Here is a 19,620-nt window from a genome sequence, read left to right as displayed (position 1 = left end):
CCTTCATCGGTCCGGTCATCCGAAGATCAGGTTCAAGCCCACACAGCTGACGAGTGCAATCGCGCTGAGCACAGGAACCGACTGGTACCAATTTCGGCCCAAGTGTTCGCGCAACGGTTTGCGGTAGGCGCTGCGGTCGGTGGTGGACCACACCAAGCCAGTCAGTTCGGCTACCGGTTTGGGGCGGGTCACCGTCGTTACCAGCAACATCACGAGGACGTCGACGGCGAAGGCGACGCCGGCACCCCAGAATGCGGCGCTCTGGTCGGAGCTGAATGACACCCAGTCGAATCGGTGGGCAATATAGACGCCGGCGGCGCCGAGGATTCCGGATACGAGCCCGGCAAATCCTGCCCATGGAGTGATACGGACCCAGAACATGCCCACGATGAAGGTCGCGAACAAGGGTGCGTTGAAGAACGAGTTCAGTGTCTGAATGTAGTCGCCGATGTTGTTGTAGCCGGCCGCGAGGAACGCTGCGCCGATGGCGACGACGACACCGGCTGTTGTCGCAGTCCGCCCCACCCTGAGGTAGTGGACATCTTCCTGGCCAGGCCGGATGTAGGGTTGCCAGATATCGTAGGTGACAACGGTGTTGAAGGCGCTGAGGTTAGCGGCCATACCGGCCATGAACGAAGCGAGAAGGCCCGCGATGGCGAGGCCGATTAGTCCGTTGGGAAGCAGTTCGTTGATCAGTGCGGGGAGAGCATCGTTGTAGGTCAACGTTCCATCGCCGATTCCCGGGACGAGGATCACGGCCAGGACACCCGGCAGAATGACGACAACGGGCAACAGCATCTTGGGGAAGGCTGCGATCAAGGGGGTGCGGCGGGCCGCGGACATGTCTCTTGCAGACAGGGCTCGCTGCACTTCGGCGAAATTGGTGGTCCAGTACCCGAACGAGAGGACGAATCCGAGACCGAGCGCAATGCCGATCCAGTTGCCGTACGGGTTGGTGGTGTTGTCCAGGCCGGTGCCGTTCCAGGCATTCATTGCCTCGGAGCCCAGCCGACTGCTGGCTATGCTGCTGGTCAGCCCATCCCATCCACCAACGCGATGCAATCCGATGAATGTCAGGGGCAGCAGCGCTGCGACGATAACGAAGAACTGGAGAACCTCGTTGTAGATCGCGGCCGACAGGCCGCCGAAGAAGGTATAGGCCAGCACGATCACTGCTGCCATGGCGATCGAAATCCAGACCGGCCAGCCGATCAGTGCGTTGACGATCAGCGCGAGTGCGTAGAGGTTTATGCCTGCGATCAGAATCGAGGCGACCGCGAAAAGGATTGATTGCAGCAGATGGGTGGGCCTGTTGTAGCGCAGTCGGAGGTATTCGGGGACGCTGCGGACCTTGGAGCCGTAGTAGAACGGCATCATGATCAGGCCGAGAACCACCATCGCGGGGACGGCGCCGATCCAGTAGTAGTGGGTGGGCGCCAGGCCGTAGGCGGCGCCGTTGGCGGTCATTCCCAGCACTTCGATAGCACCTAGGTTCGCCGACAGAAACGCAAGTCCGGTGATCCAGGCCGGCATACTTCGGCCGGCGAGGAGGAAGTCCATGCTGGTGGTCACCGAACGACGAGCGAGGATTCCGACACCGAGGACGACCGCGAAGTATCCGGCGATCATGACGTAATCCACGAGGGAGGTGTCGAGTTGAATGTCAGCCGCTAGGGCCATTTCGGGTTCTCCTTACAGAACCGGTCAACAACATTGTTGCCCGGCTGCTTTCGGCAGGCGGCGGCCGGCCGAGGGAATGACGAGATTGGTGAGTTCAGCGGGTCGGAGTGCCCGCATAGCGGGGGCACGCGGAATTCGCTGTGGGCCTCGCTCTCACCGGCAGAGGTCGGTCGACGAAGGCGAGGTGTCAGGGAGCGCGGCGTGCTGCAGGTACGGTATCCGGCGTCAGCCCAGATGGACTCGGAGGGTGGTCACGAACAGTTCCAGACTCGCCTTCGATGAAGCGGTGACCAGGATTTCCGAGCCGTGGCCCACGGTGACAGCATGTCCTTCCGAGAGCTCATAGGTTCGGCCGTCGAACAAGTAGGTTCCACTGCCGGACATGACGAACACGGAAAACTCGAGACGGTCGGCGGTGAAGCGCCGGGATTGGTCGGGGAGGAGCTCGATACGTTCAAATTTCTCCCAAGGGCCTTCGAAGTACTTCGTGGCGTCCAGCGATTCTCCCTTGCCGATATGTCCTACGTAGCTCGGCATCAGCTTACCTTTCCTTCCGCACGAATAACTTCCTGCGCTTCTTCGGTGGGCCTGCGGACCGGGAGCTTTTCGGATATCTCGGGTGGAAAGACCTCGATCACGATGTACTCGATGCGTTCGCCCCCGGTATTCCACAGCGCGTGCCGGCTGTGCAACGGGGTGACAACGATCGAGCCCGGTTCGACGGAGTACTTCTCGCCGTCGAGTTCGATTTCGGCGGTTCCCCGCAAAATGAACCAGATCTCTTCGGTGTGACTATGAGTGTGTAGACCAGCTCGCCCGCCCGGTTCGAACGCCACCCATTCGATTCCGTCCCAGTCCCCGTAGAGATGAGCTCCGGTTGCGAAGCGGGTCCACAACATGGCTCCTTCGCCGCCGTGCACACCCATGACCTTTCCGGCGTTTCCAGTATGGCCGGAGATTACGCTTGGCATCTTCCTTGTTCTCCGTTCCGCTTTCCGAGTCGGTATTTCATTTGCTGTGACCGTCGATCATCAAATCTGCGAGATCTTCTGGATTGATGAATGATGGTGGTGGAGGCGGTCCCCACCGGTATAAACCGCGCGCTCCCTCGAGCACTTCCGGAGTCCAGAGCGCGTCTTCCGGGATGAAATCCATGTCACTGTGGTATTCCGCGAAATTACCGGCTGGATCTTTGAAATACCAGAAGAAGTTGGACCCGGCGTAGTGTCGGCCCAGACCCCAGACGTGCCGTTCCGGGTGCCCCTCCAGCATATCCATGGCTCCGCGACCGATGGCGTCGACATCGTCGACCTGCCAGCTGCTGTGATGCATGAACGCTATTGGGGCGCGTTGGATCAAGATGTTGTGGTGGTCGGTCGAGCACCGTAGAAATACGCCTTCACCCTTGACGATATCGCTGATCTTGAAGCCGAGGGCGTCGACGAAGAACTGGTGCGAAGCGTCGAAGTCCGGGGTGCCGAGAACGATGTGCCCGAGCCGCCGGGGTTTGATCCGGGTTTCGAGGACGGCGCCCTCGGCTCGCTCATTCACTCGATCAACCCGGCCGGGGGCGTTGACTGCGGGAGCGGCGAACCGCAGTTGTTCCAAGCGAGGGGAGATCAACAGCTCGATTGCGGTTCCGGTCGCCGGCTCGACGGTGCTCACCCGGTCGCCGGTGCGCTCGGCTACCAACCCCAGCGAGGTGAGGTTGTGTTGGGTGCGGGAGAGATCGTCGGCATCGTCGACAGCGAACGTTGCGGTGACCAACCGGCGGGTCGGCGCCGAGACAAGCGAGAGCTGGATGGATCCCTCTTGCGTCGCGAACCGGTGGTCACCGACGTGGGTGAGACCGAAGTCTTCGTAAAAGGTTGTTGCCGAGCCGATGTCCGGTACAGCCAGGACGATGGAGTCGAGTCGGTGAAGCGCCATGATCAGCCTCGTTGGGTGGACAGTTCCGCACCGCTGCGTGCAGTTGCGGACGCGGCGGGAGCGACGAATCGCTGGCTCAGCTCTCCGACGCCGGTGACGAAACTGCGCAACCGGTCACCGGCCGCAAGGTAGCGGGGTGGGGTACGGCCTGCACCGACACCGGCCGGTGTGCCGGTGAAGATGAGGTCACCCGGGTAGAGCTCGACGATTCGCGAGAGGCTCTCGATCAGCACCGGGACGGGGAAGATCAGTTGGGAGGTCCGTCCTGCCTGAACCGTTTCGCCGTTGATGTCGGCGCCGAGCTCGAGGTCGTCGCGGTCGTCGAGTTCGTCGACCGTTACCAGTGCAGGACCGACCGGCGAGAAGCCGGCATGCGACTTCGCCAGACTGAATTGCGGAGCAGGGCCGGAATGCTGCCGTACTCGCTCGGACAGGTCTTGGCCGACCGTGACGCCGGCGACGTGGTCCCACGCCTGGTCCGCGGAAATATGGCGGCCCCCACGCCCGAGCACCACTACCACCTCGACCTCCCAGTCGACCGATCCTTCGGGCAATTCGACCGTTGTGACCGGACCGGTGATGGACGAGACGAACTTGGTGAAGATCACCGGGTGATCCGGGCGCTCGAAGCCCGATTCGTTGGCGTGCTCGTCGTAGTTCAGGCCCACGGCGAAGACCTGCCGCGGTCGCGGGACCGGTGCACCTACCACTCCCAGCGGATCCCTCAGCGGAGCGTCCGCGGGCAGCGAGGCACTCCATTCGATGAACTCGTCCCACCGGTCGTAGATCACCTGCGGGTCTGCGTCGAAGCGCCCACCACTGGCATCGGCCACATCGATCACCTTGTCCCCCATGGCAATCTGCAATCTGCCTGCGAGGTTCATCAAGCGCACGAGCTACTCCTCATCACTGTTGGAATACGAGGCGGAGATGACACCGCCTGTAACGACGATCACACCGTCAGCGCGAAAAGTCAACTAGTTTTCGAAAATCCTAGGATTTTTCGCTGGACGTGTAGCATCATGTTGGTACTCAACCCTGCGGTGAGAAGGAACCGGTGAGAGCGAGATGACCACCCAACTGCCCGTCGAAGCCCCGAGTCGAACGACCCGTGTATACGAAGCGGTTCGCGCCGACATCCTCGCGGGGCGCCTCGCACCCGGCTCGCGACTGGGTTTCGCCGGACTTGTGGAGAACTACAAGTGCAGCATCGGCGTCATCCGTGAGGCACTGCAACGGCTCGCCGAACAGGGACTGGTCACCTCAGCGCCCAAAATTGGTTTTCGCGTGGTCGAGATCTCCGAGGCAGACTTGGTCGACTTGACCGATGCACGTTGCGAAATCGAGGTTCTCGCACTCAAGTACGCCATAGCGGGGGGTGACCTGGAGTGGGAGGGGCGGGTCGTCGCCGCGCATCATCGCCTCGAGCGCACCCCTCAATACGACCCCGCCGACCCTGCTCGATTCTCGGAGGATTGGGTCCTCGCGCACGGCGAGTACCACCAGGCGTTGCTCGACGGCTGTACCAACAATCGAATCCTGGCAACGGCGACCATGCTCCGCGATTCGGCGGAACTCTACCGGCGCTGGTCCGCGCCATTACATGATCGGGATCGAGACATCGCCGGCGAGCATCGAGCCATCCTCGACGCCGCTGTGCATCGCGACTCCGGTCGAGCGTGCGACCTGTTGTGCACCCACATCCGGCGCACCACCGATGTCCTCCTGACCCGTACGGGCGGCTAGATTCCCGCGCCAAGCGGGCGTTGACGCCGAAAATCACCGCAGGTATCGGTGCATCTGGATATCGAAGAGCGCCGGAAGGCTGTTCATCCGAATGAATTCCTTCGGCTAATTATCGGACCCTGCACCGCATGTGGATTCCGCGTCGACCGACATTTCTCTGACCCGGCGGCAACGAGCTGACGGCAGCGAATTATATTGATTTGCAGCAACATCGGTACCGGAATGCCAAGCGATTTCTTTAATCCCTTGCCGGCCCCATACTCCGGAAGGTACTGTAGCAACACTGTGATTTATACGTATTCACAGTTTCGCGCGTCGGTTGCTTCGAGACTGCGCATCATCAACCCGAATTAGTTTCCATCTCTTATAAAGGAGCTCCGTGTGTCCGAGCCGCTCTACATCAAATCCGCCCGCTCCGTTGCCACGCCCACTGGTGATCCTGCCGTCGCCGAGACCGTGAGCGCGGTGATCGCCGATATCCGCGAGCGCGGGGACGCCGCAGTGCGCGAGTACTCCGAAAAGTTCGACAAGTGGACGCCGGAGACCTTCAAGCTGAGCGATGCCCAGATCGAGGAGATTGTTGCTCGTGTCCCCGCCGAGATCGTCGACGATATCAAAACTGTGCAGCAGAACGTGCGGGTATTCGCACAGCACCAACGGGATTCACTGACCGACTTCGAGGTCGAAACCGTTCCCGGAGTACACCTGGGCCAGCGCAACCTGCCGGTCGCAGCGGCCGGCGCCTACGCACCAGGCGGCCGATACCCTCTGGTGGCGTCGGCACACATGACCGCGGTTACCGCGAAAGTAGCCGGTGTGCCCCACATCGCCGCCTGCACTCCCCCGATCCGAGGGGAGGTGCCCGCCGCCACCGTTGCCGCGTTTCACCTGGCAGGAGCCGACGACATCTACCTTCTCGGCGGTGTACAGGCAGTTGCTGCCATGGCATTGGGAACAGAGACGATCCGCAAAGTCGACATGCTTGCCGGTCCTGGTAACGCCTTCGTCGCCGAAGCCAAGCGGCAACTGTTCGGCGAAGTCGGCATCGATCTGTTCGCCGGCCCGACCGAGGTGCTCGTCGTCGCCGACTCGAACGCCGACCCGTTCGTCGTGGCCGTAGACCTGTTGAGTCAGGCCGAGCACGGTCCCGAATCTCCCGCCGTGCTCATCACCAACTCCGAAGCTCTGGCCCGGGCCGCACTCGCACACATCGACGCGATCCTCCCCGACATGCCGACACGCGACTTCGCTGGACCAGCGTGGCGCGATCACGGCCAGATCATCGTCGTCGAGGACATCGAGTCCGCGTACGCGCTGGCGGACACCTTCGCCTCCGAACACGTGCAGATTCTCACCGACACCCCCCGGCGGGCCCTCGAAGTGATGAGCAATTACGGTGCCCTCTTTCTCGGGGAGAAGACCTGCGTGTCGTACGGCGACAAGGTGATCGGAACCAACCACACTCTGCCCACCCGGGGTGCCGCGCGCTACACCGGCGGGCTGTGGGTGGGCAAGTACCTCAAGACCGTCACATACCAGGAAGTCACATCCGATGCGGCGAGTGCCGAGCTAGGTGAGCTGTGTGGGCGCACGGCACGCGTCGAATATTTCGAAGGACACGCCCGCTCCGGCGACCTGCGCGCCGCGAAGTACGGTGGCGCACCTCTGGACTGGGCACCGCAGGATTCCGCGGCGCTCTGATGAGACCGGCGACGTCGTATCCGGTGGGTGCCTCCTCGGGGCGTCGTCGCCTTCCGAAACACTCCGAAGGATCAACCATGGTCACCTTCACACTGGACGGCAAACGCGCACTGGTAACCGGCGCGAACAAAGGTCTCGGGCAATCGATCGCCCGAGCCCTCACCGAACTCGGCGCCACCGTGTATGGAACTTCCCGGACCGAGGCGGGAGCCGCCCAGATCGAGTCGGATCTGTCCACTCCGGGGCTGGTTCTCGATATCCAGAACACGCCGTCGATCGCACCGTTCATCGACTCGCTGCCTGAGCGTATCGGAGGGGGTATCGACATTCTGATAAACAATGCCGGTGTCAACTATCCGGCGCCGGCGCTCGATGTAACAGAGGAACAGTGGGATACGGTCACGGGTACCAATATGAAGGGCACCTTCTTCCTCACCCAAGCCTTGGCGCGGACGTGGGTGGGAAGTAGCGCAGGTGTGGTGGTAAACATCGGATCTCAGGCCGGCACTGTCGGTATCGAGGAACGCGCGGCGTATTGCGCCAGCAAAGGCGGGCTCGATCAACTCACCAAGGTGCTCGCTATCGAGTGGGCACCTCACGGCATTCGTGTCAATTCCGTCGCTCCGACGTTCGTGCGCACCGAACTCACCGCATCTACCCTCGACCGACCTGAATGGGGACATACGCTTCTCTCTCGCATCCCTGCCGGACGTTTCGGGGAACCGGAAGATATCGTCGGCGCCGTTGCCTTCCTTGCCGGAGATGCCGCGAAACTGATAACCGGCCACACGCTATTGGTCGACGGTGGCTACACCGCTTGGTGAGCAGTGGTCTCCGACACGCGCTCCGGGCTTCGACTTCGATGTCCATCGCCGGTGGCTGCGTACTTGCGGGATCGCGCCTCGCATCGCTCGTCGTGGGATCGAGGATCCCACGAGGCTGGGCAAGCACCGTTGGAAGATCGAGCGATCTATTCGTAGTTCACCGGATATCGGCGGCCGACGATCCGCTACGAATGCCACGGCCGTGTCGGTCCGGCTGAATACTGACCCTCTGGTTCCGCTTGGGTCCAGGATCTGGTCACAACACTCGTGCTGGAAGATGGGTGTGCGAGTGTCCAGGGCCCGTGGTGCGAAGCGCAAGGTTGGCGTCGGAGGCGCACCACTGGGAGTTGATCCTGGCCGGTGTCGGTCCGGTCGAGGCGGCGAAGCGGGTCTGGATCGGCCGCAAGACCCGATAGCGGTGGCAGCACGAGAACGGTGAACTGCCGCCCTCGCGGGTCTCCGACGAGGTTCGCTTCGACCGATATTTGAGCCTGTTCGAACGTCAACGCATCGCCACCATGCGAGAACGCGGGCTCTCGATCCGTGAGGTTGCGCGTCGGCTCGGCAAGTCCGCTTCAACGGTCAGCCGCGCAGTACGTCGCAATATCTATGATCACGACCGCGCCCGCTACGACGCCGATCTCGCATATTCCAGGGCCGTGCACCGTGCTCGCCCGGCGCCGCCCTGGCCGATCCTCAGTTGCGGGCGGTCGTCCAGGCCAAGCCGGCTGGACTGGAGCCCGCAGTAGATCAGTGTCTGGTTGCGCCGCGAATATCCGACGCAAGTGGGCTGGCATATCAGCCATGAAACGATCTATCACGCGCCATACAATGCCGAAAAATCCGGATTGTTCAGGGCTTGACCAAACGTCTGCGGACTCGGCGCTCCCTGCGACGCCGACGTCGTCATGCAGATGTCCCGTCGATTCGTTCATCAGGCCGTCGAACCTGATCGAGGCGCGCCTGCCGTCATCGACGAACGCAGCCGCATCGGCGATTGGGCAGACGATCTCATCGTCGGGGCGCGCAACCCCTCGGCCCGGGCATCGTGAAAGCGCGGCGGGAGTCTTGCCGTCGACTGTTTTCGCCCACTGCCGCAATCATTCCCGCAACCGGGATCCGGGTCGGTGCCCCGCTGATCTGCCGGTGGCAGCGTTGGGTACTGCGATGCTTCGGCTATCCGGCGCGCGGCGCGTTCACTCATCCCGGACAATCGTTGAAGGTGAGCCACCGCCGTGCGTCGGCGTTCCGGGGCAGAGGTTTCCCTTCGCGATCTCCTTCGAGGCCGATCTCTCCAGATCCGTCTCTGCCGTGGCCATTTGAACACGGTGTTCTCGCGTTCGAGTTCGTTGGGGTTCTTCGCATCATCGGCCTTCAACCGCCGAACTGGTTGCGCCACCGGCAATAGATGGCCTCGGTGATCAGCGGGACCCGGCACACCAATGACCTCTAGTGGTTCGCGTACTCGATGATCGAACTGTGGTGTCAGATGTGATCGTGACCAGAGAGGCGTTCGTGGTCGATTTCGTCGTCGCGTTCGCGGTCACGTTGATAGTCGGTTTTGGCGTTGACGTTCCACGAGACCGGGTGTGCGCCGGGGCCGCAGTCCTGGCTGAAGTGGATTGTCGATTCGGGGCGAATCCGTATCTCCTGGAGCAGCGGGCGGAGGTCGCTGCACATAACGAATGCACCGGCGGTTGCCGGGCCCACGTCGGTATTCGTGCATTCGACATCGAGACGGCTGTCGATCGGAATCGCTGAGCAGAACGCGTCACCGGGAGGCAAAGCCTGAGCGGGACCCGTGCCGGCGATCGTCGACACCGCCACGACCGCGAGACCGGAGATCGCTGCGCCCACGATCGATAGCCGCCGTACACTTCTCTCGAGGGTCGTCACCTAGCTTCTCACTTTCCTGCGCAATCAGATAGTCCGAGAACTGCATGCATCCCGACACCGACTTACCTGCGGAAGGAATTCGCGACGATAGTCGTCGTCTGCCGTCCACTTTCGGTGACGCGGAAAAATAGTGTAGCCGACCGAAGATCGCACTCCACATGAGCTCCGACACACGCTCGCCGCGTCCAGGAGTGCTGAGGTCGAATCGAGATCCCGGTGCAATGCGACGAAGACTCCGGAATCAGCCCACACCATTAACCGGCGATGCGCGGTCGGGACGCTCACCCGAATGACGGCGGCGGAATGGAAATCCAACCCGGCCGGGTGTTGGCATCGTTGGTTCGAGGACCGCTGGAACTCCTGGTGGTGGCGGCGGTGACGTCGGCCGGTGACCTTGCCAACGGCCACGTCCCGGGCGGCGAACAGGCGGAGAGTGCTACGGCGGACACAGCATCGGTGCGACGCGCGGGCGTGCCCGGCATCATCGGCTGCGAACGGTCCAGGGGCCTGCATCTGCGGTTTCTCGTCCACGCACAACACCAGGGCTGCTGCCGGTGGGTCCAGGTACAGGCTGACCAAGTCACGGACCTTGTCGACGAACTGCGGATCCGTTGACAGCTTCCAGGTGTAGACCAGGTGCGGTTAGAGCCCGAATGCCCGCTAGACCTGCGGAATCGACAACTGCGCCAGCCCGACCGCGTTGGCCGTGTCTGGTGTCGACCAGTGCGCGTCCCCGCCTCCCGGTTCCTCCTCGAAAGTTTTCACGATGTCCTCATTGAGGACGTCTTACGTGGATGTAATTCGTTGTCCGGCATGATCTGACCCGTGGTCGACAGACTTGCTCAACGGCTAATCCCGGATGCGTTGTGGGACATCGTGAAACCGCTGCCCGAATTCACGCCCAGACCGCAGGGCGGCCGGACCGCTCCCGTCGATGCGGGATCATGCCCCGGATCGCCCGCCGTGGGGTCGAAGATCCCGACAAGCTGGGCAGGCATCGATGGGAAGATCGAGCGCACCATCGCATGGGCGACCGGATACCGGCGTTGGACGACCGCTACGAACGCCACGGCCGTCTCTTCGCAGCATTTCTACAACTCGCCGCCGCTCTCACCTGCTACAGGAATCTCCCCACGTAAGACACTCTCTTACGCAACCACCGCGAGCAGTGTTGTCGCCTTCTCCGTGAGTTCCGGATCGCCACGCAACTCAGAACGCTGACGTGCCTGCTCAACTGATATACCGCGACTGGCCAGCCGCCAGAGCGAGTCCTGGTCCATACGCACTACCGCGGCGGGGTTCTGGGCTCGCTCGGCGGTGAGATTCCAGCTCGTACCGTCGGAGACCACCGACCAACAACCGCCCGCCGGACCTGTGATCTCGAACTGCACCGCTGTGCCGCCCGGCCGAACCTCGGCCCGGAGCGCCCACGGCACCGCATGTAGGAAGGTCACGAGCACCGGACGCATCAGTGCGACCTCATCAGCGCCACGCCGAGACACCGCGTCGCGGATCTGTTGCTGATGGACCCAGAACTCGGTGTACTCACGGGCAATGTCGAGCCAGGACGGACTCGTAGCATTCCCCGCCCACGAAACGTTGAGCCGTGCGGGTCCCGAGAGGTCCGCTGTCGCTGCCCAGACCCGATCCAACTCGGGGCCCAGGTGGGCGAGCAGGTCGATGAGCACCTGGGGGCTGCACTGACGCATCGCCCCGACGAACTCCCCGTTCACGCGCGCCAAGTAGGCAGGCAAGGTTTCGTCGTCGGCGAACACAGCACCATCGTGCTCGTCTCGGTTGCCGGAGATCCGCCGCATGTAGTCGTTCAGGATGTGCGCGGTCACATCGGCCACGCTCCAGCCAGGGCACACCGTCGGCTTCGTCCAATCCGCCGCGTTCAACGACCGGAGCATCTCGAGCAACATCTGCCTTTCACGCTGGAACAGCGGCCGAACATCGAGTGGAATCATGGCCACAGTTAACCCTTCGCGACATCACTGCGCCACCGATTTCCGGGCCGCCGGCCGAGCCTCTTACTCGGGCGCGTTTCGCTGCGAGGCCCCGGTCGCTCTGTGATCCCGATCCAAGTGGGACTGCCCAGCATCTCGGTTGTGGAGGCCAGAACTTCGAGGGTGTCAACCCTGACGATGGTCATACCGGATGGGTGGTCGTTCGGGCGATGTGGTGGGTAGTCGCCGCTCTTAACGTCATTCGCTATGCGAATCAGGGTGTGGGCCGAGACAGGCCGATGGTTCTTTGTCGCGGTGCTGACAGCGTTGGCCGGTGGTGTGGTTGTGATGTGGCTCTCCCCAGGAGGTTTGGGGCAGCCTGAGCCGATCGAGATCACCGAGGGACCTTCGGTGTCGGTGTATCGAGGGCTGGCCGGCGCCTTCGGTTCCTCCCCCGTGTTGGCGCGGTCGGTGGAGTTGCTCGGGGAAGGTTGCCTGCTGGTTTTGGGCGTGCTCTGGGCGTGGTCGGGGTGGTCGGGCTTTCGGGGCCGACAGTGGCCGTGGGTAGTGGCTGCCGGGACGACGGCGCTGGGCACGGTCGGGGCATATGTGATCAGCGAGGCGGTGAAGTTGGTGGTGGATGAGGAACGGCCGTGCCGCGCAGTGAGTTCGGCGGCCGATGTCGTCGCCTGTCCGCCGGCTGGTGATTGGTCATTTCCCAGCAATCACGCAACTCTTGCGGCGGGTCTGGCCGTGGGGCTTGTGGTCATGTGGCGCAGGTCGGCTGTTGCGGTGGTGGCGTTGATGGTCGTCGTGGCGGTATCGCGGGTGGCGGCGGGGGTCCACTACCCGCACGATGTGCTCGCGGGCTGTGTGCTCGGGGCCTGCATGGTCGGTGCACTGCTGGCTGGGGTGAGATCAGCGGCGCCGGTTGTGCGAGGTGGTCTCCGGCGCGGCGACACCGGCCTGGAAGGCCACGACCGCAGCGGCCGCGCGGTTGTCGACGCCGAGCGTGGCCAGGATCGAACTCACGTGAGTTTTGATCGTCCCCTCCACCACCCTCAACCGGCGCGCGATCTGCCCGTTGGTCAGACCGGCACCCAGCAGGGCCAAAACTTGTCGCTCCCGCATGGTGAGCGCCTCGACCAGGTCGCGGGCGCTCGCCCGGCTATCGGTCACCGACTGCGGCCCGGGGTTCGTCAGGTGAGCAACGACTCGGGCGGCGACCTTCGGTGACAGGTATGCGGCGCCGTCGGCCACCGCGTGGACGGCGGCGATGAGTTCCTCCGGATCGCCGGATTTGGTGAGAAATCCGGCGACCCCGCCGCTCAACGCCTGCAGGATGTAGTCGTCTTCACCGAAAGTGGTGAGAATGATCAAACCGGTGGATGGTGCGAGCTGCTGGATCCGGCCCGCAGCGGTGATGCCGTCCAGTCCGGGCATCTGGATGTCGAGAACAGCGATATCAGGGCGGTGCCGCCGCACCGCGTCGACGGCTTCGTGACCATCGGCGGCTTCGGCCACGACGGCGATCTGCGGATCGGTACTCAGTATGGCGCAGACCCCGGCTCGGATCAGAGGCTCGTCGTCGGCGATGACAACCCTTGTCACCATGCCTGCCCTTCGGCGACCACGTCGATGCTGACCAAGATGTCCTCGCCGGACCGGAAGCACAGGCGGTATGCATCACCCGAGCGATCGTCGAACGGATTCGCTGTGATCGCGTAGTACTCGCAAGCAGTTCCCGGGGCAGGCCGACTGCCCGTGGGCGCATCCAACTGCCGTGAGGGAAGGAACTTCGCCACTTCACCGCGGCGCGCTCCGACTTCGAGTCTGTCGAAATTCGTCCGGTCCAATACTGATGTCCGCAAGACCATCGTCTCCCATATGCGCAGTCCCCCGGTCAGCAGAGCGCCGGTGACCAAGGGAACCACGACTGCGGCCACCGCGACGCGTCTCAGGCGATTCCGGTCGCCGTGCTGCTGCTCGGCAATCTGAACAATGAACTCGGTCTCCGGGGTCGCTTCGCCGTTGCCGCAGGTACCGTCGGGCCGGTTCGCGAACGTCGCATGGACCACGAACTCGTCGCCCTGGTAACGGTGCGCCAGTGTCCCGCCCGCCAGGCGAGCTCGCTCCGCCAAGCCCACGAGGCCGGAGCCGGTCCGGACCTGGGTTTGTGCAGGAGCCGCAATCGGCCCATTGATCACCGACACCTCGGTTTCCGTATCGCGGTAACCGATCATCACACGCACCGACGAAGCCGGAGCGTGCTTGGCCACGTTGGTCAATCCCTCTTGCACAATACGGAACACGGCATGTTCGACCATCGGAGACACTACTGTGGACGTTCGTGTGATGTCGCAATCGACCCGAAGGCCTGCAGTACGGGCATGCTCGACCAGATCGGAGATGTTCTGATGTGGGGCCGCCTCGCCAGGGGCAACCCGCAAGACCCCGATCACCTCACCGAGATGATCCACCGCCTTTGCGACGCGCTCCCTGATCCGTCGAGCCGAGTCCTGATGCTCTGTGGTAAGGCCGTCGGCCATTTGCAGCGCGCCGGCAGACAGTGCTATCAAGCTCAGCTCGTGGCCCAGCCCATCGTGTATGTCCCGGGCGATCAGAAGGCGTTCCCGCAACCGTACCTGCTCGACAACCAAGGCTCTCTCTCGCTGCAGCTGCGCGGCACGGTCCCAGCCCGCTCTGGTCAGCGCGCGCGACAAATACCAGAGCCGACCGAAAAACCACGGCACCATCCCGCCGGCCACGAAAACAACCGAAAAGACACCGACAGTAGATGTCGAGGTCGGCCACACCGACGCCACGACCACAACCGACGCCGCCACGGCGACCCACACCGCTGTCGCAGGCCACACCGAACGCGCGTGGACGCCCGCGAAAAAACCGCACACCACCGCCCCCGTAATCCACAACCAATGGACCATCCCCAAACCCGCCCCCGCGACCACCGCCGCCAACAATGCCCCCTCCAGCCACCGCGCCGGTACCTCCCAACTTCCAGAAAGCATTTCCGCCCGACCCATACACTGACTGTAGGACCTGTGGAAACAACTTCCTGTACAGGGGCACTGTCTCGCTAAGGCTCTTCTCTGCGTCAAGCCTCGATGTGCAGAGAGGTACCAACTCAGGGTCGGCTTTCAGCCGGACACGCAATCGGAGACCGACTGCGGCAGGGGCTTCCTGGTGTGAGCGGCCAGGGCGATACCGGATTGCGGCGTTATCGGACGCCCGAGGCCGCCGTTGCGACGATTCCCGCCACCGGCTCAGGACACGGTAATCTCAGTCGGTGTCGGTGAAGAACAGTCCGGCGCCATAAGCATCCCGCGCTGATACGAAAAAGCCGCCCGGACTCGTTCTGGTGGTGGTGCCGCCGTTCTCGATAATCGTACGAGCCTTGCCCACCTCGTCCACACGAATGGTCATGGCACCCAGATAGGAGGCTGCCGGAACCGGTTCTCCGGGCAGTAGCCCTGCCGACTCCGAGCGTTTGACGAACTCGATTCGTCCCGACGGCATGTCCAATACCATCAGCGGGCCTTCGGGGGTCGCTGGACCGTCGATGATGCGCGCGTATCGATTCACGATCGCGTCGAACTCGCCATCGTCGGCCACGATGAGTACCGAGGCGATCCCGCGCGCGCCATTGGGATGATCGAGATACCTCGGCTGATGAACGAACTCGCGGGTGAGGTGTTGGGCGATGCCGAGATGTACCTCCGGTGTCACCGACGGATCGATGTGCACCGCCCGGGCACGCATGGTGCGCATCCCGCTCTCGGTGTCGACCTCACGTTGCAGGTTCAACACGCCGGAGGTCGGCAGACCTGCGGCCGTGAGGCGTGCATCGGTTGCGTCCGCATCGACGGTATCGAGGTTGAGCAAGCGGAGACCGTCGGCCATGGACTTGGTGTGCCACGGATCCGGCGCGGTCTCGTCCACGATACCGAGCAGCTCGATATAGGAGCCGCCGAAGAGTGCGCACATGTTGGCGGTGCAGCCGAGAACCATGGGTTCGCCGGGCTTGGTGTTCAGGCTGTGTCGCGACCGCGGGCTCAAGGTGAATCCGAACGAGGTGTACCTGCCCGCCAAGCCATCGAGGTCCCGGGTGAGGATGCCGACATGGTGGAAGCTCAGAATGTCATCTGTCATGCTGCTGATATTCGGGTGATCGGAGCGCTGTGTCGATGAATTCCGGCTGCTACGCCGGATACCGTCACTCACATAGACTGAGCTGGTGGATTCGGTCAGCCTCGACGAGACGGACCTGCGTCTGCTCCACGCGTTGCAGGTCGACGGTCGCGCACCTTTTGCCAAGATCGGCGAGGTCCTCGGAGTTCCCGGCCGCACGATAGCGCGCCGATTCGCACGTATGCAGACTCACAGGCTGGTGCGGGTAACAGGTAGTCTCGACCCGCATGGAGTCGGCGCCGCCGAGTGGCTGGTCCGTATGCGAGTGCGCCCCGGCCGGGCCACTGCACTCGCGCGATGTCTGGCCCAGCGGGCCGATGCGAGCTGGGTCAGCGTGCTGTCCGGTGGTGCGGAGGTAACATGCCTGTTCAGAGTTGCAGACGGTGGCGCACCCCCCTTGGACAGCCTGGCCCGACATCCCGAAATCGGGGATGTCACGGTGCAGCGAGTTCTTCGTCATTTGAGTGATCGACGCTGGCCGGGCCGGACATCGGCGCTGGCCGCGGATCAGGTGGCTGCACTCATGCCCCCGGTTATCGACGGCCGGCCGATCGAGCTCACCGATCTCGACCGGAAGCTGCTACCGGCCCTGACGATGGACGGGCGGGCTACCTATCCTGAACTCGCGCACCGTATCGCGTGGTCGGAATCCGCATTGCGACGAAGACTGCAAGAGTTGCGCCGCGCAAACCTGCTGCGGTTCGACGTGGAGATCGACGCCGCCGCGCTGGGTTTCCGCACGCAGTGCCTGATGTGGCTGACCATACCGCCGGCTCAGCTGGCAGGTGTCGCCGCCGAACTTGTCAGGGATCCGGAAACGGCGTTCGTCGGTGCGACAACCGGCGCCAGCAATCTTATGGCCGTTATCATCTGCCGCGACGAGTCCGCGCTGTTCGACTACATCACAGGCCGGATAGGCACCCTGGGTGCGATAGACCGGGTGGAGACCGTTCCCATCACCGCATACGCGAAGCGGACGGCTCCAGGCTGTTGACACACCGCCGGATGAAACAGCTAGGCGAACGCGCCGCCGCCCTAAGGCGCCTGTGGCAGATCGCTACTACGCCGAGCCCGTCAATTGCGGTCTCGTGTCAGGCGAGTGTCACCACCACGCATGCACCAACGAAGAGCGCTTGAACCACGGTGCGTAGCGATAACGGCATCGTTTTGATACCGAGGTCTGCCCGGGCAGCACGCACATTGGCCGGAAACATCACCAGCAAAAGGACCAGCAGCGCCGCAGCGGCCAGGCGTGAGGTGGCAGGCACCAGCAACCCGATCGCCCCGGCCAGCTCGAGGATGCCGGTGATCGTGACCAGCGCAGGCGCGGCGGGCAACCACGGGGGCACCATGGCGATCAGTCCGGCACGCCGCGGCTGCTGGAAATGAGCGCTCGCAGTGAGCAGGAACATGGCCGCGAGCCCCAGTGCTGTCGCGTGCTGCCAGGAATCGAGCCATTCCGGACCGGATATCCAGCCGAGGAGCCGAGCCAGCCCAGCTACCACGAGCAGAGTGATGAGCGGAGCCATCGAACCTCCTGACCAGCAAATCTTGACGCCGAAAAGATAGAACGAGAAGACCTAACTTGTCAATGGAAAGATTTGCCACCAGAATCGACGTATGGCGAAAAACGGGTACCACCACGGCGATCTGCGGGCCGCGATGCTCACGGCCGCGGCCGAGCAGATCGCCGCCGATGGTGTCGACGCCGTGTCGCTACGCGCACTGGCTCGCCGCGCGGGTGTCTCTCATGCCGCTCCGGCCCATCACTTCGGCGACCGCACCGGCCTACTGACCGCGTTGGCAGCCGAAGGATTCGGCCGGTTGGCCGTCGCCTTGGAAAACGCCACCGACCCCAGCGCGGCCGCGATCGCCTATATCCGGTTTGCCCTGCAGCATCCGGGCCATTTCGACGTCATGTTCCGTCACGGATTGCTGCGCACCGACGACGCGACACTGGCGGCCGCACGCGCCCGTTCCAGCGCGGCATTGCGTTCGAGTGTCCTGGAAGGACAAGAGGTCCCGGCAAGCGTCGATCAGCAGGCCGTCCAGCTCGCCGCCTGGTCCCTCGTCCATGGGTTCGCCTCGTTATGGCGTGAAGGCGCCCTGGAAGGCGCACCGCTGGTCTCCTCCACCGACCCCGAGGCTGCGGCGCGGCGCATGCTCGACACAGTCCGATTCGAATGAGAACGAATCGAGCGTTGTCGGCGATAGCGCCCACGGCGTGAGCGGGAATCGACCCGCTGACCGGCGAAATCGACAGGCCGCCGCCGAGGCCCGCCACACCGGTCAACTCACCGGCGGATTCCATTGGACGACGAGCACTTCCGCTCGCGCAAGAAGTTGTCTCATGGCAGGCTCATCGTTCTCCGGCGCGTCTGTATGCCCCTCCACGAGAAGATTGTGGTTGGCAGTCGGCTTCGACTTGCAATTGCCCACGCGAAAACCGCAGGCCATCCCCGTTCCCATCTTCGACGTGCCCCGCCGAGGGCACAAACCTGCGAAAGCGTTCCCGCCGGTCGAAGGTACTGCGGAGAGGATGCGCCGGTGTGCGGTGGTCAGTTCACGCGGCGGCCCGATCGGCTATAGGGCGGCGGCGCAGACCCGGTTGCCGAAGCTGTGGCGCAACGTAGGCGACGTCGACCGGTCCGGTGTCGGTTCCCGGGGGCACGATTTCGTCGATACGGTCGAGCAGGTCGTCGTCGAGGGAGACGCTGGTTCCTGCGAGCAGGTCGTCCAGCTGTGCCATCGTGCGCGGCCCGATGATCGCCGAGGTGACGGCCGGGTGGGCGATGACGAATGCCAGAGCCAGGTGGGGCAACGGGAGACCGGCCTGGTCGGCCAACGAGATGAGTGCTTCGACGGTGTCGAGTTTGCGTTGATCGGTCATATGCTGCGGAACCCACTGCAGCACAGCCGCGGACGCCGTCTCGCCGCCGCGCTTGCGATAGCGGCCGGTGAGCAGTCCCATCGACAGCGGGCTCCACACCAGGGTGCCCAGTCCGTAGCGCTCGCAGACCGGGAAGATTTCGCGTTCGGCTTCCCGCTCGAGCATCGAGTAGTGCGGTTGCTCGGTGCGGAATCGGGCAAGCCCACGTCGTTCGGACACCCATTGGGCTTCGACGATCTCCGAGGCCGGAAGGTTGGAGTGACCGATGGCGCGTACTTTGCCCGAACGGAGCAGATCGGTCAGCGCGCTGAGGGTTTCCTCGATATCGGTGCCGGGGTCGGGGTGGTGGACTTGGTAGAGGTCGATGTGGTCGACCCCGAGACGGCGCAGGGATGCTTCGACAGCGGAGATGATCCAGCGGCGCGAGTTTCCTCGCTGGTTGGGGCCGGGGCCCATCGGGCCGTTGAATTTGGTGGCGAGGACGATATCGTCGCGGCGGCCGCGCAACGCCTTTCCGACGATCCGCTCCGACTCGCCCTCGCCGCCGTACACGTCGGCGGTGTCGATGAGGTTGATCCCGGCATCGAGCGCCCGGTGGACTATTCGCACGCACTCGTCGTGGTGGGGATTACCGAATCGGCCGAACTTCATGGTCCCCAGGGCATAGGGGCTGACGTGGATACCGGTGCGGCCGAGTGGGCGAGTGCGCATGGGGTGGCTCCTGTGATGTTCGAATCGCCTCGCCCGCCCGGGGGGGGGGGGGGGCGGGCCCCCCCCCGGGGGGGGGGGGGGGGGG

Annotated in this window: 19 protein-coding genes and 4 pseudogenes; 10 read left to right on the top strand and 13 right to left on the bottom strand. The window is 63.6% G+C overall.

Annotation, left to right across the window (positions count from 1 at the left end):
* Positions 1 to 15: 15 nt before the first annotated feature.
* From QH276_RS03210 to QH276_RS03190, 5 genes are all read right to left on the bottom strand, one after another.
* Complete coding sequence (locus QH276_RS03210) at positions 16 to 1,680, bottom strand: sodium:solute symporter family protein (protein ID WP_280401416.1); 1,665 nt, start codon at positions 1,678 to 1,680, stop codon at positions 16 to 18.
* 225 nt (positions 1,681 to 1,905) lie between these two features.
* Entirely contained in the window at positions 1,906 to 2,217 is a 312-nt protein-coding gene (locus QH276_RS03205; protein ID WP_280401415.1) for a hypothetical protein, read from the bottom strand.
* On the bottom strand, positions 2,217 to 2,651 hold the full coding sequence (locus tag QH276_RS03200) for a cupin domain-containing protein (protein ID WP_280401414.1): 435 nt from the start codon (positions 2,649 to 2,651) through the stop codon (positions 2,217 to 2,219). Before QH276_RS03200 ends, QH276_RS03205 begins: the two co-directional genes overlap by 1 nt.
* Positions 2,652 to 2,688: 37 nt before the next feature.
* Entirely contained in the window at positions 2,689 to 3,609 is a 921-nt protein-coding gene (locus tag QH276_RS03195; protein WP_280401413.1) for a VOC family protein, read from the bottom strand.
* 2 nt (positions 3,610 to 3,611) lie between these two features.
* The gene (locus QH276_RS03190) at positions 3,612 to 4,502 is read right to left on the bottom strand and encodes a fumarylacetoacetate hydrolase family protein (protein WP_280401412.1); all 891 of its coding nucleotides are present in this window, start codon (positions 4,500 to 4,502) and stop codon (positions 3,612 to 3,614) included.
* A gap of 175 nt (positions 4,503 to 4,677) precedes the next feature.
* On the opposite strand from QH276_RS03190, the gene QH276_RS03185 reads away from it, so the two are divergent.
* From QH276_RS03185 to QH276_RS35455, 5 genes and pseudogenes are all read left to right on the top strand, one after another.
* Positions 4,678 to 5,355: a GntR family transcriptional regulator gene (locus tag QH276_RS03185; protein WP_280401411.1), complete on the top strand. Its 678-nt coding sequence runs from the start codon at positions 4,678 to 4,680 to the stop codon at positions 5,353 to 5,355.
* Positions 5,356 to 5,736: 381 nt separating this feature from the next.
* The gene (hisD, locus tag QH276_RS03180) at positions 5,737 to 7,056 is read left to right on the top strand and encodes a histidinol dehydrogenase (RefSeq protein WP_432278714.1); all 1,320 of its coding nucleotides are present in this window, start codon (positions 5,737 to 5,739) and stop codon (positions 7,054 to 7,056) included.
* Positions 7,057 to 7,133: 77 nt separating this feature from the next.
* On the top strand, positions 7,134 to 7,880 hold the full coding sequence (locus tag QH276_RS03175; protein WP_280401410.1) for an SDR family NAD(P)-dependent oxidoreductase: 747 nt from the start codon (positions 7,134 to 7,136) through the stop codon (positions 7,878 to 7,880).
* A gap of 25 nt (positions 7,881 to 7,905) precedes the next feature.
* Positions 7,906 to 8,028: pseudogene (locus tag QH276_RS03170) on the top strand (IS5/IS1182 family transposase); the annotation flags it as partial.
* 370 nt (positions 8,029 to 8,398) lie between these two features.
* Entirely contained in the window at positions 8,399 to 8,629 is a 231-nt protein-coding gene (locus tag QH276_RS35455; protein ID WP_432278715.1) for a helix-turn-helix domain-containing protein, read from the top strand.
* Positions 8,630 to 9,365: 736 nt separating this feature from the next.
* Here the strand turns inward: QH276_RS35455 and QH276_RS03165 are convergent.
* Both QH276_RS03165 and QH276_RS03160 read right to left on the bottom strand, forming a co-directional pair.
* Positions 9,366 to 9,776, bottom strand: coding sequence for a hypothetical protein (locus QH276_RS03165; protein ID WP_280401409.1), 411 nt, complete (start codon positions 9,774 to 9,776; stop codon positions 9,366 to 9,368).
* A gap of 171 nt (positions 9,777 to 9,947) precedes the next feature.
* A pseudogene (locus QH276_RS03160) lies at positions 9,948 to 10,075 on the bottom strand (IS5/IS1182 family transposase); the annotation flags it as partial.
* A 4-nt stretch (positions 10,076 to 10,079) separates the two neighbouring features.
* Between QH276_RS03160 and QH276_RS35450 the strand changes: the two are divergent.
* The gene (locus QH276_RS35450) at positions 10,080 to 10,391 is read left to right on the top strand and encodes a hypothetical protein (protein WP_432278716.1); all 312 of its coding nucleotides are present in this window, start codon (positions 10,080 to 10,082) and stop codon (positions 10,389 to 10,391) included.
* A gap of 314 nt (positions 10,392 to 10,705) precedes the next feature.
* Positions 10,706 to 10,808, top strand: a pseudogene (locus QH276_RS03150) (IS5/IS1182 family transposase); the annotation flags it as partial.
* A 116-nt stretch (positions 10,809 to 10,924) separates the two neighbouring features.
* Here QH276_RS03150 and QH276_RS03145 read toward each other — a convergent pair.
* A complete protein-coding gene (locus QH276_RS03145; RefSeq protein ID WP_280401408.1) occupies positions 10,925 to 11,746 on the bottom strand; it encodes a maleylpyruvate isomerase family mycothiol-dependent enzyme in 822 nt (273 codons plus the stop codon).
* A 246-nt stretch (positions 11,747 to 11,992) separates the two neighbouring features.
* Between QH276_RS03145 and QH276_RS35445 the strand changes: the two are divergent.
* Positions 11,993 to 12,622: pseudogene (locus QH276_RS35445) on the top strand (phosphatase PAP2 family protein); the annotation flags it as partial.
* A 21-nt stretch (positions 12,623 to 12,643) separates the two neighbouring features.
* On the opposite strand, the gene QH276_RS03140 reads toward QH276_RS35445, so the two are convergent.
* The 3 genes from QH276_RS03140 to QH276_RS03130 form a co-directional block, all read right to left on the bottom strand.
* Positions 12,644 to 13,339, bottom strand: coding sequence for a response regulator transcription factor (locus QH276_RS03140; protein ID WP_280401407.1), 696 nt, complete (start codon positions 13,337 to 13,339; stop codon positions 12,644 to 12,646).
* On the bottom strand, positions 13,333 to 14,769 hold the full coding sequence (locus QH276_RS03135; protein WP_280401406.1) for a sensor histidine kinase: 1,437 nt from the start codon (positions 14,767 to 14,769) through the stop codon (positions 13,333 to 13,335). The genes QH276_RS03140 and QH276_RS03135 overlap by 7 nt, the downstream gene beginning before the upstream one ends.
* Before the next feature lie 256 nt (positions 14,770 to 15,025).
* Complete coding sequence (locus QH276_RS03130; RefSeq protein WP_280401405.1) at positions 15,026 to 15,895, bottom strand: VOC family protein; 870 nt, start codon at positions 15,893 to 15,895, stop codon at positions 15,026 to 15,028.
* 85 nt (positions 15,896 to 15,980) lie between these two features.
* Here QH276_RS03130 and QH276_RS03125 point away from each other — a divergent pair, with 85 nt between their 5' ends.
* The gene (locus tag QH276_RS03125) at positions 15,981 to 16,928 is read left to right on the top strand and encodes an Lrp/AsnC family transcriptional regulator (protein ID WP_280401404.1); all 948 of its coding nucleotides are present in this window, start codon (positions 15,981 to 15,983) and stop codon (positions 16,926 to 16,928) included.
* Positions 16,929 to 17,025: 97 nt separating this feature from the next.
* Here QH276_RS03125 and QH276_RS03120 read toward each other — a convergent pair whose 3' ends face one another.
* Positions 17,026 to 17,463, bottom strand: coding sequence for a DoxX family protein (locus tag QH276_RS03120; RefSeq protein WP_280401403.1), 438 nt, complete (start codon positions 17,461 to 17,463; stop codon positions 17,026 to 17,028).
* 91 nt (positions 17,464 to 17,554) lie between these two features.
* Between QH276_RS03120 and QH276_RS03115 the strand changes: the two genes are divergently transcribed.
* Positions 17,555 to 18,121, top strand: a complete 567-nt coding sequence (locus QH276_RS03115) for a TetR/AcrR family transcriptional regulator (RefSeq protein ID WP_280401402.1) — start codon at positions 17,555 to 17,557, stop codon at positions 18,119 to 18,121.
* Between the two features lie 376 nt (positions 18,122 to 18,497).
* On the opposite strand, the gene QH276_RS03110 is transcribed toward QH276_RS03115, so the two are convergent.
* Positions 18,498 to 19,535 (bottom strand): aldo/keto reductase, encoded by a 1,038-nt coding sequence (locus QH276_RS03110; protein WP_280401401.1) that lies wholly within the window; start codon positions 19,533 to 19,535, stop codon positions 18,498 to 18,500.
* Positions 19,536 to 19,620: the final 85 nt, after the last annotated feature.

The sequence above is a fragment of the Nocardia carnea genome (assembly GCF_029869215.1).
GTDB classification, from domain to species: Bacteria; Actinomycetota; Actinomycetes; order Mycobacteriales; family Mycobacteriaceae; genus Nocardia; species Nocardia carnea_B.
The sequence above is the reverse complement of the archived record's forward strand: the minus strand, read 5'-3'. Positions and strand labels throughout refer to the sequence as shown.

Coding starts and splice junctions, on each gene's coding strand:
- QH276_RS35455 (WP_432278715.1), top strand. CDS start 8,399: ATGCGAGAACGCGGGCTCTCGATCCGTGAGGTTGCGCGTCGGCTCGGC.
- QH276_RS03120 (WP_280401403.1), bottom strand. CDS start 17,463: ATGGCTCCGCTCATCACTCTGCTCGTGGTAGCTGGGCTGGCTCGGCTC.
- QH276_RS03140 (WP_280401407.1), bottom strand. CDS start 13,339: ATGGTGACAAGGGTTGTCATCGCCGACGACGAGCCTCTGATCCGAGCC.
- QH276_RS03195 (WP_280401413.1), bottom strand. CDS start 3,609: ATGGCGCTTCACCGACTCGACTCCATCGTCCTGGCTGTACCGGACATC.
- QH276_RS03200 (WP_280401414.1), bottom strand. CDS start 2,651: ATGCCAAGCGTAATCTCCGGCCATACTGGAAACGCCGGAAAGGTCATG.
- QH276_RS03210 (WP_280401416.1), bottom strand. CDS start 1,680: ATGGCCCTAGCGGCTGACATTCAACTCGACACCTCCCTCGTGGATTAC.
- QH276_RS03130 (WP_280401405.1), bottom strand. CDS start 15,895: ATGACAGATGACATTCTGAGCTTCCACCATGTCGGCATCCTCACCCGG.
- QH276_RS03135 (WP_280401406.1), bottom strand. CDS start 14,769: ATGGGTCGGGCGGAAATGCTTTCTGGAAGTTGGGAGGTACCGGCGCGG.
- QH276_RS03205 (WP_280401415.1), bottom strand. CDS start 2,217: ATGCCGAGCTACGTAGGACATATCGGCAAGGGAGAATCGCTGGACGCC.
- QH276_RS03185 (WP_280401411.1), top strand. CDS start 4,678: ATGACCACCCAACTGCCCGTCGAAGCCCCGAGTCGAACGACCCGTGTA.
- QH276_RS03145 (WP_280401408.1), bottom strand. CDS start 11,746: ATGATTCCACTCGATGTTCGGCCGCTGTTCCAGCGTGAAAGGCAGATG.
- QH276_RS03110 (WP_280401401.1), bottom strand. CDS start 19,535: ATGCGCACTCGCCCACTCGGCCGCACCGGTATCCACGTCAGCCCCTAT.
- QH276_RS03115 (WP_280401402.1), top strand. CDS start 17,555: ATGGCGAAAAACGGGTACCACCACGGCGATCTGCGGGCCGCGATGCTC.
- QH276_RS35450 (WP_432278716.1), top strand. CDS start 10,080: ATGGAAATCCAACCCGGCCGGGTGTTGGCATCGTTGGTTCGAGGACCG.
- QH276_RS03175 (WP_280401410.1), top strand. CDS start 7,134: ATGGTCACCTTCACACTGGACGGCAAACGCGCACTGGTAACCGGCGCG.